The 12,195-nt window shown below is 73.1% G+C and carries 8 protein-coding genes; 1 reads left to right on the top strand and 7 read right to left on the bottom strand.

All coding sequences use genetic code 11. The annotated features are described in order from the left end of the window. The first annotated feature begins 83 nt into the window (after window positions 1–83). Entirely contained in the window at window positions 84–1,076 is a 993-nt protein-coding gene (locus OG410_RS15640) for a methyltransferase domain-containing protein (RefSeq protein ID WP_329299709.1), read from the top strand. Between the two features lie 99 nt (window positions 1,077–1,175). Here OG410_RS15640 and OG410_RS15635 read toward each other — a convergent pair whose 3' ends face one another. The 7 genes from OG410_RS15635 to OG410_RS15605 form a co-directional block, all read right to left on the bottom strand. Beyond that, window positions 1,176–2,516 (bottom strand): FHA domain-containing protein, encoded by a 1,341-nt coding sequence (locus tag OG410_RS15635; protein ID WP_329299708.1) that lies wholly within the window; start codon window positions 2,514–2,516, stop codon window positions 1,176–1,178. An 82-nt stretch (window positions 2,517–2,598) separates the two neighbouring features. Further along, window positions 2,599–3,945 carry a VWA domain-containing protein gene (locus OG410_RS15630; RefSeq protein WP_329299707.1) on the bottom strand — a complete coding sequence of 449 codons (1,347 nt, stop codon included), beginning with the start codon at window positions 3,943–3,945 and terminating at the stop codon, window positions 2,599–2,601. Window positions 3,946–4,044: 99 nt separating this feature from the next. Then, window positions 4,045–5,484 carry a protein phosphatase 2C domain-containing protein gene (locus tag OG410_RS15625; RefSeq protein ID WP_329299706.1) on the bottom strand — a complete coding sequence of 480 codons (1,440 nt, stop codon included), beginning with the start codon at window positions 5,482–5,484 and terminating at the stop codon, window positions 4,045–4,047. 3 nt (window positions 5,485–5,487) lie between these two features. Then, window positions 5,488–8,157 carry a tetratricopeptide repeat protein gene (locus OG410_RS15620; protein ID WP_443063889.1) on the bottom strand — a complete coding sequence of 890 codons (2,670 nt, stop codon included), beginning with the start codon at window positions 8,155–8,157 and terminating at the stop codon, window positions 5,488–5,490. Window positions 8,158–8,246: 89 nt separating this feature from the next. Next, window positions 8,247–9,581, bottom strand: coding sequence for a hypothetical protein (locus tag OG410_RS15615; protein ID WP_329299704.1), 1,335 nt, complete (start codon window positions 9,579–9,581; stop codon window positions 8,247–8,249). Window positions 9,582–9,650: 69 nt separating this feature from the next. Then, complete coding sequence (locus OG410_RS15610) at window positions 9,651–10,679, bottom strand: glutamate ABC transporter substrate-binding protein (RefSeq protein WP_329299703.1); 1,029 nt, start codon at window positions 10,677–10,679, stop codon at window positions 9,651–9,653. Window positions 10,680–10,693: 14 nt separating this feature from the next. After that, on the bottom strand, window positions 10,694–12,184 hold the full coding sequence (locus tag OG410_RS15605) for a hypothetical protein (protein WP_329299702.1): 1,491 nt from the start codon (window positions 12,182–12,184) through the stop codon (window positions 10,694–10,696). Window positions 12,185–12,195: the final 11 nt, after the last annotated feature.

The following is a 12,195-nucleotide window of genomic DNA, read 5'->3' as shown; positions in this document are numbered from 1 at the left end:
GAAGCCGACGCGGCGGACGCGGCGGTTCCGGACCGGACGGGCCGGCGCTCGCCTCGTGGCCCGTTCGGCAGCACAGTGGAGGTATGGGCGCGCACGCTCTCGAAACCGGTCCCGGCCCCGACGACCTCGCCGACGCGGCGCGGGCGTCCCTGGTGCGCGTGATCGAGCGGAGCGGGGCCTGGGAGAGCGATCCCGTCTGGCGGGAGGCCTTCGAGGCCGTCCCGCGCCACCTGTTCGTGCCGTACTACTACCTCGGCGGGATCGGCGGCTACGAGCGTCTGTGGGGCGAGGACCCGGACCCGGGGGTCCGGGACCGCTGGCTGCGCGGCGCGTACGCGGACGCCCCGCTGGCCACCCGGGTACGGGACGGGGAACTGGTCTCCTCCAGCAGCCAGCCGTCGCTGATGGCCAAGATGCTGGCCGAGCTGGAGGTACGGGACGGGGACACGGTCCTGGAGATCGGCGCGGGGACCGGCTACAACGCGGCCCTGCTCGCGTACCGTCTCGGCGACGGCCTGGTGACCACGGTCGACCTCGACGTGGAGATCACGGAGGCCGCTCGCCGGCATCTGGACATCGCCGGGTACCACCCGACCGTCGTCACCGGCGACGGAGCGCGCGGGGTCCCCGAGCGCGCCCCCTTCGACCGGATCATCGCCACCTGCACGCTGACCACGATCCCGCGCCCCTGGCTGGCCCAGTGCGGCCCCGGGGCCCGCGTCCTCGCGCCGCTGGCCACCGGCCTGATCGCGCTGGAGGTCCGGGACTCCGGTCATGCCGAGGGACGCTTCCTGCACACGTCAGCCTTCTTCGTGCCGCTGCGCGGTGCCACCCGGCCCGGACCGGAGCCGGAGCCGGCCCGGACCGGCGGGGTGCCGCGCCGGGCCCGCGGCCACGATCTGTTCCGTTTCCTGCTCGCCCTCACGGCGGGCCGGCTGGACCCGCAGGACGCCTGCACGCTGTGGGAGCGCGAGGGACAGCCGCAGCGCGAGCGGTACGGGGTCACGGTCGGCGAGGAGGGTGCCCGGGCGTGGCTGGACGACCCCGAGGGTCCGTACACCTGGCCGCTGCCCTGAGCCGTGCGAGCGCGGGGTCCCGAGCGTCCGGGAGCGCTCAGGGGCGGCCCGGCGCGGGAGACCTGCCGGGCCACTGTGCCGGGCCCGGCAGGACGGTGCTCAGCCGCGTCGGATCGTGATCGTCGTCCAGGCGCCCACGTGCACCCGGTCGCCGTCCTGAAGCGGCACCGGCACGAACGGCTGGATGGGCTCCTCGCCGCCGTTGACCGTGGTCCCGTTCGTCGAGTTCTGGTCGACGACCGCCCAGGTGCTGTCGGGCTGCTGGACCAGGACCGCGTGCTGGTGCGAGACACCCGGGTCCTCCGGGGGCACCGACAGGTCGATGTCCGGGGATTCGCCGGTGGAGTGCCGGCGGCGGCCGATGGTGATCTGGTTGCCGAGGAGCGGACGCTGAAGCTCCGGCGAGTACGCGGGCAGGTTCAGGCCCGCGGCCTCGGGACCGGAGCGCTGCATCATCGCCATGAAGTACTCGCGGTCCGGCGCGATGGTCGCACTCCAGGACAACGACTGTTGCTGCTGCTGCTGAGGCTGCTGAGGCTGCTGAGGCTGCTGGTAGCCGGGACCGGGCGGAGCCTGGGTGGCGCCGGGCTGCTGGTAGCCGTAGCCGCTTGCCTGGCCCGGGCCGCCCTGACCGCCCTGACCGCCGGGCGTGCCGGACGACGGCGGGGGGATCACCCAGTCGTCCTCACCGCCGCCGAAGGCCGGGCCGCCGGGCTGCGGGCCGCCCTGCCGAGGCGGTCCGCCCTGGGTGAAGGGCGGCGGGGAGGGCTGCTGGGTGTAGGCCTGCTGCGGAGCACCGGGGCCGCCGGGCGCGGACGGCGCCGCCTGGCGCGAGGGCTCGCCGAAACCCTGGGGGTCGCCGAAGCCCTGGGGGCCGCCGTACGGCTGGGCCTGGGGGCCCGGAGGGATCGGTTCGGCGGGCCGGTTCATCTGCGAGGGCCGCGAGCTCTGGTACTCGAACGGGTCGTGACCGGGGCCGCCGGCACCCGGACCGCCCTGCTGTCCCGGTCCGGGCTGCGGGAACCGCGGCGCCGGATTCTGGCCGCCGGGAGCGCCGGGATCACCGTATGGAGACTGCCCGCCGGGACCGCCGTACGGCGACTGCCCGCCGGGACCGCCCGGACCGCCGGCCGGCGGACGCGGTGCCGCCGGTGTGTACGAGGTGGCGGTGTTGGTCAGGAAGTTCCACCGGCACTCCTCACAGAACGGCGCCGCGCCCTCACGGGGCGTACGGCACTGCGGGCAGAACTCGGCGTTGGCGTCGGGCACGCCGGACCGGCCGCCGGGGGCCGGCGGCGGCGAACCGGGCGCCGGGTATCCGTAACCGGCGCCGGGCGGCGGCGGTGGGGGGAGCGGGGGCACGGTACCGGCCATGCGGTGACCGCAGACCTCGCACCAATCGTCGGAACCCGACTGGTGTCCGTTCGGGCATGTCGGCATGTCGGCGCTTCCCCCTTCCTTTTCCGGTCGTCATGACCGGGTTTCTCCGGATCCCAGCGGGAACCGGGCTCGCTACTTCCCGCTACTTCTTTACACGAACAGTCTTTGTGGACCGTGTCTCGAGGGTCATTTCGTCGGCCTCCGCGACACGTGCTTTCAATCGCACAGTACCTGCCGCGACGTCGACCACGTCCACCACCTTCGCGAGGAGTTTCGCAGTATCGGCGTTTCCGGAGGCTCCGGCGAGCTGTACGGCCCGTCCCAGCTTGGCCGTTGCTCCGTCGACATCTCCCGCTTTGCGAAGATCCAGACCTTGTTGGATGACCTGTGCCAGTTCGGCCTGGCCGGTGTAGTGCGCGACCTGCGGATTGATGGAGGTCGAGGCGGTCATGTCGTCGGTCCACACGGCCCGTACGAGCCCCTGCGCGCCGAGGTTCTGCACGCTGCCGTCGCTCTGCGGGATCACCAGCGAGACCCGGGCGGCCAGCATCTCCTGGCCGATCCCGGCCGTCGGGACCTGGACGCACACGTGGTAGTCGCGGGACTCGTCGCCCCAGGAGCCCGTCGGGTAGTCGCCCGCGCGGGGTCCGGCCTCGGTCCGCCGGTCCGTCAGGTCCCCGACCGTGGGCGCCACTTGCTTGACGAACTTGATCTCGGTGCCGACCGGCGTCCACACCCGCAGGGCCACGTCGGCGACCTCCTTGCCCATGGCCGTCTCCATCATGTGCGTGAAGTCGGCGGCGAGGGCGGCGGGGTCGGCGACGATGTCGGCGGTGCCGAGCAGCGCCGAGGCGATCCCGGTGACCTCCTTGACCTCCCAGTCGGTGCCGACGCCCCGCGCGTCGCAGGTGAAGCGTCCGGCACAGGAGTCCAGCGCGGCCCGCAGGTCCTCGGGCGACTCGTGTTCGTTGCGGCCGTCGGTGAGCAGGATGCCGTGCCGGATCGACACCTCCGCGGAGGACAGCAGCCGGTCGGCGAGCCGCAGCCAGGTGCCGATCGCCGTACCGCCGCCCGCGCTCAGCTTGCGCAGCGCCTGCTTGGCCTGGTCGCGGGTGGAGGCGTCCGCCACGGCGAGCCGCCCGCCACCCGGGTAGACCTCCTTGGCGACGTGTGTGCCGCCGATCACCGCGAAGTGGACCCCGTCGCGCAGGGTGTCGATCGCGGCGGCCGTCGCGTCGCGGGCGTTGCGCATCTTGGCCGGCGGGTAGTCCATCGAGCCCGAACAGTCGACCATGATCGCCACGGCGGCGTCCGGTCCCTGGCCCGGCGTGTACAGGTGCGGCGAGGCGACCGCGCTTCCGACGGTGCCGCCACCGGTCGCGCTCACCGTGACGATCGCGTTGACCTCGCGACCGCCCTCCGGCAGGTACTCGTTCTGGTACACGTCGACCGAGAACTGCGGCACGTTCGACTTCGAGAAATTGGCCATGCCCTTTTGTCCCCCTCGGGCCTCCGCCCCCGGCGGAGGTGCTGACTGTGTGCGGACCGGTCCCCTCCGGTCCGCGGCCGCCCCCGTTCGTTCGCGGCCTCAGGCCGATCCTGCCCCCTGGGAGGGGGCGGGGAACGGCAGGACGGCCACTGTTACGTTGTCGTGGCCCCCGCCGTCCAGGGCGTGGCCGACCAGAACCTGGGCACTCTGCAGCGGCCTCTCGGCGGCGTCGAGGGGAACGGCCTCGGCCATCTCCTCCGCCGACTCCGCGTAGTTCCACAGTCCGTCGGTGCACACCACGACCACACCCGGCCGGTCCGGCTTGAACGAGACGGTGTGCGGCTCCAGTTCGTAGGCGTCGGCGCCGAGCCAGCCGGTGATCGCGTGGGCGCGCTCGTCGGCGTACGCCTCCGCCTCGTTCATCAGGCCCGCGGCGACCATCTGCGCGGCCCACGAGTCGTCCTCGGTGAGCCGGGCCGGCAGTGAGGAGCGGTCGACGGGAATCCAGTAGACCCGGCTGTCGCCGACCCAGCCGACGATCAGCAGGGAGGACGTCACGAGGGCGCCGACGATGGTGCAGGCGGGCGCGTTCACGTGCGGTGCGTGCTCGCCCTGTGCGGTGGACGGGCTGGCCAGCGCGTTGACCGCCTCCGAGGCGGCGACGATCGCCTCGTGCATGGCCTGCTGCGGATGCGTTCCCAGCGGAAGGGCCGCGAGGAGCGACTCGTTCGCCGCGTGGGAGGCGGCGAGCGAGGCCTCGTCGGGGCGGGTCGCGGAGGAGACCCCGTCGCAGACGATCGCGACGACCACGGGGGAGCCGTCGGGCAGCGCGGTCGAGGAGATCGCGAACGCGTCCTCGTTGCGGTGGTGGCGCAGACCCCGGTCGCTGACCGCGGCGACCGCGCCCAACTCCTGTTCCATGTGGTCCCGTTCCCGTGGCTGCGCGTGCCCGCAGTGCTCGCAGTAGCCGTCGGTGTCCACCTGGCCCGAACGGCAGGCCACACACAGCTTGGCGCCCGCGGGGGGAACCGGGAGGTCGCCGGTCCGGGGATCGGCGGGCACCTCGCGTTCCGGGCCGTCGGCCGGAGGGGCGAGCGGGTACTCGTCGGGCTCCGACGGCCGGTCGAACCGTACGCCCGAGGGCTGCCCGGCGGGCCGCTTGGCTCCGGCCGGCCGGACGGCCGCCGGATCCCCCTCGGGGTGCTCGGAGTGCTCGGAGTTTTCGGGGTGCTCGGGGTGCTCCGGATGCGGCAGTTCGGAACCACCCGAATCGGTGCCCGGGATGTCGGCGGCGCGGTGGACCGGCGCGGGCGTGTCCGTGCCGCCGGCCTCGTGTGCCAGGGGCCAGTCCATGGACGGGGCGGCCGGCGGTGGGCCGGCCGATGTGCCGTTCATGGCGATCGTGGGGTGATCCCGCGGCGGTGCGGACACCGTCGACAGGTCGTAGCCGCAGGCACCGCAGAAACGGTCAGCCGCGTCCAGCGGCTCCTCGCAACTGGGGCACCGCGAAAGGGCCGTCGGCTGGGGCATCTGGGACATCAATCACACCCACGTCCGGGGGCGGTAACGGTTTGCGCGTTCCACCAGGTCGATCCTTTCCTCGCCGCCCCGCGCGAGCCGGGCCAGCGTCCGGTACGAACGTTCGAGGCCGAAACGGAGGCCACGTTCGTCCAACTCGCTGCCGAGCAGCGCGGTTCCGCGTCCGGAAGCCGGAGCGGAACCCTGGCTACCGGAGAGTACCCAGTCCAGCGCGCAGCCGAGGACCTCCGTCGACAACTGCTCGCGCCGCACCGCGTCCAGACCGAAGCCGTCGAGCGCCTCCACCTGCCCGGCCGCCGCCGTCAGATCGTCCAGGAGCGGCGCCGCCGTCTCCGTGACCGGCCGCTGCCGCAGCCGCGCCCGCACGGCGGCGACCCGGGCCGCCGTGTAGTGGATCGACGACTCCGGCACGGATTCCAGGGTACGTACGGCACCACGGCGGTCCCCCGCCGCGAGCTGCACCCTGGCCAGCCCGAACGCCGCGCTCACATAGCTGGGGTCGGTCGTCCACACCAGCCGGTAGTACTCGGCGGCGTTGTCGAGCTGGCCGAGCACCTCCGCGCACACGCCGAGGGCCAGCTTGGGCGCGGGCTCACCGGGGAAGGCGTCGTAGACCGCGTCGAAGGACAGCGCCGCGATCTCGTTCTCGCCGCTCGCCAGTGCCGTGACGCCGCGGTACCAGACCACCCGCCAGTCGTCCGGGTGATCGGCCTCCAGCGCGTCGACGGCCGAGCCGGCCTCGTTCGTTTCGCCCATCTCCAGGCGGGCCCGCAGCTCCCGCAGCCGCAGCTCCGTGGAGGCGGCCGGTGCCGCCCGCAGCGCGGCGATCAGCTCCGCGGGCGCGGACGCGATGAGCCCCGCGAGGAAACCGGCGTTCGGGTCGCCCGGGTCCACCCGCGGCACGGGCAGGGCGAGCGCGGTGGCCGCCGCCGCGACGGGCCTGACCAGGGTGGCGGAGGACGGCGGACCGGGCGGCAGCGGCCCGGTCCCGTTCGTCCCCGCGGGCAGCGCGGCCGCGCCCTTCCTCGCCCGTACGGGGACCACGCGGGCCCCCAGCCGCGACACGTCCTCGGCTGCCTTCCCGAACAGCTCGGTGTCGGTGACCCTGGTCTCCGGCCCGAACAGGGTCGACAGCGCCGGACGCGCACGCCCCGTCTGGAGCGAGACCACCTCGCGCAGCACGCCCGTCAGCTGCTCGGACATCTCCTGCGCCGAGGCGAAACGGCGGGCCGGGTCGGGGTCGGTGGCCCGGACGAGAAGCCGGTAGAACGACTCGTACTGACGGAAGACCTCGATGTTGTCCGGGTCGGGCAGGGAGTCCACGAAGACGTTCGTGTAGCCCTGGAAGTCGAAGGCGAGGACGGCGAGCGTCCGGGCGACCGTGTAGAGGTCGGAGGCGACCGAGGGGCCCACCTCGGCGACCTCGGGGGCCTGGTAGCCCACGGTGCCGTAGATGGCCGACTCGTCGTCGTCCATCCTGCGCACCGCGCCCATGTCGATCAGCTTGAGCTGGTCCTCGGTCTGGATCGCGTTGTCGACCTTGAAGTCGCAGTACAGCAGGTTGCGGCTGTGCAGATGGCCGAGGGCCTCCAGGGCCTCGATGCCGTACGCGCAGGCCTGCTCCACCGGGAGCGGATCGCGCTTGCCGTCCGCCGTGCGGCGCCCGTTGGCGAGCTCCTTGAGCGACTTGCCGCCCACGTACTCCATGACGATGTACCCGTCCAGCGAACCCGTGCGCTGGTCGAGGTGCTCGACGAAGTTGTAGATCCGCACGATGTTGGCGTGCTCGATCTCCGCGAGGAAGCGCCGCTCGGAGATCGCGGCCGCCATCGCGTCCTGGTCGCCCGTGTCGAGCAGACCCTTCAGGACCACCCACCGGTCGGACACCGCGCGGTCGACGGCGAGGTACACCCAGCCGAGCCCGCCGTGCGCCAGACAGCCCATCACCTCGTACTGGCCGTGCACGATGTCACCGGTGCGCAGCTTCGGCACGAACGAGTACGGGTGGCCGCACTTCGTGCAGAACCCCTCGGTGCGGCCGGGCACCTCGCCGCGCGAACGCCCCACCGGCGCACCGCAGTCGGAGCGCGAACAGAACCGTTTGCGCTCGGGCACCTCCGGGTTCTCCAGGACCATCCCGCGCGGGTCGGGCCGCGGCACCCCGGGGACCTCGACGAGCCCGGCGCCGAGGCGGCCCCGCCCGGAGGAGGACGCCGCCGAGCCGGAGCTGCGCACCGACACCGAACGGCCCGTCGAGCGGCCCGACAGCGACCGCGACAGGCGGCCGGAGACCGAGCGCCGCGACTGCGAGGAGCGCGACGTACGTGACGACGTACGCGAGCTGGAGGGTGAGCCGCCGCGCACGCCGGCGCTGTCGGAGCCACGCGAACCGCGGCCGCCCCCGAGGGCGCCGGACGACGCCGGACCCGCCGCTCCGGCACCGGCTCGCGGGCCGCTCCCGGACCGGGAGGACCCCGGCGCCCGTACGGCCGGGGCGAGGCCGCACGTGTCGCAGTACAGCTCGCCGCCTCCCATGTCCTCGTAGGACCCTTCACAACCGGGCCGATCGCACGTGAGCGGCTCACCCGCCGGCTGTTCGCCCGCACCAGGTCCCGGCGCCGGTACGGCCGGGGCGAGGCCGCACGTGTCGCAGTACAGCTCGCCGCCTCCCATGTCCTCGTACGACCCCTCGCAACCGGGCCGACCGCACGTGTTCCGCTCACTCACCGGCTGCTCGCTCACACCCGCATCCCCTTCAACGCTCACGCGTCGGGCCCCCTCCGGTCCGCACGGTCCTCGGGCCCGCTCCGCTCGGGCACCTGCGGGCTCAGCAGCTCGGCCGCCGCCCGCTGATAGCGCAGCACCGCCTCCTCCGCCACCCGCAGATCACAGGGGGCGCTCCACAGCATGCGCCGGGCCGCGTCGTAGCGCTCCACCAGGAACGGGTCCTCGGCGAAGCCGTGCCGGGCGACCTTCGCCTTGTACGCGTCGAGGCGGCCGCGCAGCTCCGCACGGATCGCCAGCGGCTGGGTGACCGCCGTCAACGACTCGCGGGCACGCAGGAGTTCGTCCTCCGCCTTCTCCTCCAGCGCCTCCAGGAGCGGCGAGAGGCGGTGCCACTGCGCGTGCCTGCGGTACTCCGCGGCCGTCGCCAGCTGCTCCTGCAACGCCGTCGGCGGGCCGCTGACGGCCGGCACCTCGGACGCGGCGATCTTCGCGAGGACCTCGCCGCGGGCACTGCGCGCCTCGGCGAGCGTGCGGTCCGCGCGGCTGAGCACGTCCCGCAGCTTCACCAGCCGCGCCTCCGCGTCCTGCCGCACGGTGAGCACCGCGTCGATCTCCCGGCGCACCTCCTCCAGGGCGCGCGCCTCCCGGTCGTACACCGTGGTGTCCGGGCGGCCGCCGCCCGGGGCCGAACTCCCCTGCGCGGGAACCCAGAAGCCGAGCGGGTCGGAGACCACACGCTCGCGCAGGGCGGTCAGGGTCCGGGTGATCCGCTCCAGGTCGTCGCCCGAGGGGTGCTCGCCGGGACGCACGCCCACGGAGTGCGCGAGCGCGCGGGTGCGCTGGAGCTCAGCGGCCAGTAAATCTATCCGGGCGGGCAGCGCGGACCACACGGCGTCCGCGGTCACGACCATGTCGAGCGAGGCCGCGTACAGCTCGTTCATCCGGTCCACCAGGGCGGCCAGCGAGAACCGCTCGCTGAGCTTGCCGGTGCCGGCCAGGGTCGGCGCGTTCGCGGTGGCCGTGGCCGAACCGGCGACCGTGATGCCCGAACCGCGCAGCAGCTCGGTCAGTTCGACCAGGTCCTCACGGCTGGACCAGCGTCTGCGGGAGCGGATCTCGCGCGCGGAGCGCAGCGCGTCCGCGTAGGCGTCGAAGTACGCCCACAGCAAGGTGATCGACGCCTCCGCGACCGCCCAGCGCTCCTTGGTCGAGCCGGTGAGTTCGGCGCCTTCCAGGAGTCTGCGGCCCGCGTGGTCCTGAAGGGCGAGGAGCGAGGTCTCGATGGCCTCGTGCTCCGCGCCGAGGCGCGCCAGCGCACGGTCCGCCTCGTCCCGGTCCATCACCGGCCCGGGGGGTCCCGTGACGCCCATCGATCACCTCTCGTTCTCGTGCGGTTCCCGGCGGCTCGGTAGGTGCGGCCGGGTAACTCTCCAGTCGTATCAGGTCGCTTGCCTGTACTGGGCAACGGGCGGGTTCTCCGAGGGGGAGTCGGGCCCGAGGGTCGGGGCGAGCCATTTGTCGTACGACTGCCGCCAGCCGTCCTTGCGGTAGTCGGCGAGGACCTGGTTGACCCGGCGTACCAGGTCGTCGTCCGAACCCTTCTTCATCGCCACGCCGTAGAACTCGGTGGTGAAGGTGCCGCCCTTGAGCTCGACCGAGGGGTCCTGGGCGGCCTGGCTCGCCGCGAGCGCGCCGTCCGTCACCACCGCGTCGGCCTCGCCGAGCTGGAGACGCACCAGGCAGTCGAGCTGGTTGGGCACGGGAGGGCTGACGACGGCGGAGGAGACGAGCCCGCCGTGGGCCCGGTCCGCCGTCAGGCGCTCGTTCGCGGTGGACCCCGAGGCCGAGCAGATCCTCTTGCCGGCGAGGCTCTTGTCGTACCCGGTGACGTCGGAGCTCACCGGGGCGAGCACCTGCTGACCGGTCTTGAAGTAGGGCGCGGAGAACGCGACCTGATCGAGCCGCTTGCAGGTGATCGTCATGGTGCGCACGACCATGTCGACCTTGCCGCCCTGGATCGCGGGGATGCGCTGGCTGGTCGGAATCGCCCGGAACTGGACGGCGTCGGGGTCGCCCAGGATGTTCTTGGCGATCGCGTGGACCAGGTCGATGTCGAAGCCCTCCAGGTTGCTGCCGGCCTCCGGGTTGTTCGGGTCGCGGTAGCCCCAGTGGTAGCTGTTCTGGTCGACGCCGACGATCAGCCGCCGGTCCTTGCGGTTCTTGATGGCGTCGATCGTCGGCCCGTCCGCGCTCGACGGGGCCGGGCTCAGGTTCTGCGGGTCGGTGCATTCGGGGGCCTTGGCCTGCGTGCCACGGGCCACGCCCTGCCCGCCGACACCCGTGCCGCCGTCCCCGAGCGCGGAGTCGGGCAGCAGCAGAGCGAAGACCAGGGCTGTCGCACAGGCGAGCGCCATCGCGCCCACGCCGCCCCAGCCCTTCAGGCTCGCCCTCAGACGTCGTGCGATCATCGCCGCTCCCCCTCTCACCGGTACTCCGAAAGCCTGCGGCCGATGCCGAGCACCGCGCCCGCGCCGGCCAGCACGGCGAGGACGGCGGCGCCGACCGGGAGGCCGGTCATGGCGCCGAGGCCGTCGTTCGCCGCCCGCTGGAACTCGCTCTCCTCGTGCGTCAGCGCGTCCTTCAGGTTCGTGTCGACGGCGTCGAAGCACTCACCCGTGGGCTTCTTGTCGGCGGAACCGATGACCCGGTCCAGCGCGAGCTGGTACTCGCCGTTGTTGTCGGCCTTACGGGCTTCCGCGTGACGCTGCACCCAGACCTTCATGCTGGCGGTCGCGACCTGTACGGGCTGCTCGCCCGACCGGTCGTTCGCGAGGTCCGCCGCCTCGGCGAGGCCCTTCGTGAGCGTCTTCATGTCCCGGTCGAAGTCGTAGTCGTACAGGTCGACACTCGTCTTGTCGGGCAGGGTCTTGGTCTCGGCGCCCCGGCTGACCAGGGTGAGGTTCTCGTTGCCGCGGGCCTTCAGGGACGCGATCTGGGCACTGTGCAGCACGTTCAGGGAACGGACCCCGTGGTCGTAGGACTCGTTCAGCCCGGACCGGGCTACCGTGTGGCCGACGGTGAGCCACAGAAGCACGGCCAGCGACGCCGCGGTGGCGGCGGCCATGCCCTGGTTCAGCACCCGGTTCGTACGGTGGTAGTTGCGCCGCTGGGCCCAGGCGAGGGCGCCGAGCGCGACGACTCCGAGCGCGATCGCGGCCCACGGGTAGGGCTTGGCGTCGGCGTAGTCGGCGCTCAGCCGCTGGTTCTCCCGGTTGTAGAGCTGCTCGGCCTTCGGGAGCATCTCGTGCTGCATCTTCTCGTTCGCGTACCGCAGATACGCGCCGCCCAGCGGGTAGCCCTGCCGGTTGTTGGCGCGGGCCCGCTCGATCAGGCCCTTGTACTCGGGCAGCAGTTCGTTGAGCTGGGAGATGGTCCCGGCCGAGGGCGAGCCCGGCTCGGAGCTGTTGGCCGCGGTGATCAGCTTCGCGGCCGCCGTCCTGATGTCCCGCTCGTACCGGTCGCGGGTGTCCTGTGTCTCCTGACCGCCCGCCAGGAAGCCGCTGGAGGCGGTGGTGTTGGCGTCGGCGAGCGAGCGGTAGATGTCGGCGGCGCTCGCGCTCAGCGGCTGGCTGCTGTGCAGCACGTTGTCCGCGGCGGCCGAACGCTCCGTCATCTGCCAGGCGGTGACCGCGCCGAACGCGATGACCAGCAGGGCGAGGACGGCGCCGATGATCCGCAGCCGCCCCGGCTCCGTCGTCGCCGCGGCGCGCAGCCGGTCCACACCCTCGGCCCACGCCGTGCGCCGCGGTGCCGCGCCGGGAGCCGGGGGAGCGTTCCGCGGGGCCCCGAACCCGCCCCGGGGCATGGGGGATCCGCCCGGCGGCCGGGGAGATCCGGACTGTGCCGGCACGGCCGGCATCGTGGGCGTGCCCTGCCCCGGTGGCGCCGCGCTGCCCTTCGGCGGGTGTGTCACTGTCGACCTCC

Origin of the sequence: Streptomyces sp. NBC_00659, assembly GCF_036226925.1 — a bacterium.
In the GTDB taxonomy this organism is placed as follows: Bacteria; Actinomycetota; Actinomycetes; order Streptomycetales; family Streptomycetaceae; genus Streptomyces.
This window is presented reverse-complemented; position numbering and strand designations above follow the sequence as displayed.

What these genes read in the sequence shown, in the direction of transcription:
- OG410_RS15625 (WP_329299706.1), bottom strand. Translation starts at nt 5,484, where the DNA reads ATGTCCCAGATGCCCCAGCCGACGGCCCTTTCGCGGTGCCCCAGTTGC.
- OG410_RS15615 (WP_329299704.1), bottom strand. Translation starts at nt 9,581, where the DNA reads ATGGGCGTCACGGGACCCCCCGGGCCGGTGATGGACCGGGACGAGGCG.
- OG410_RS15640 (WP_329299709.1), top strand. Translation starts at nt 84, where the DNA reads ATGGGCGCGCACGCTCTCGAAACCGGTCCCGGCCCCGACGACCTCGCC.
- OG410_RS15620 (WP_443063889.1), bottom strand. Translation starts at nt 8,157, where the DNA reads ATGGGAGGCGGCGAGCTGTACTGCGACACGTGCGGCCTCGCCCCGGCC.
- OG410_RS15630 (WP_329299707.1), bottom strand. Translation starts at nt 3,945, where the DNA reads ATGGCCAATTTCTCGAAGTCGAACGTGCCGCAGTTCTCGGTCGACGTG.
- OG410_RS15635 (WP_329299708.1), bottom strand. Translation starts at nt 2,516, where the DNA reads ATGCCGACATGCCCGAACGGACACCAGTCGGGTTCCGACGATTGGTGC.
- OG410_RS15610 (WP_329299703.1), bottom strand. Translation starts at nt 10,679, where the DNA reads ATGATCGCACGACGTCTGAGGGCGAGCCTGAAGGGCTGGGGCGGCGTG.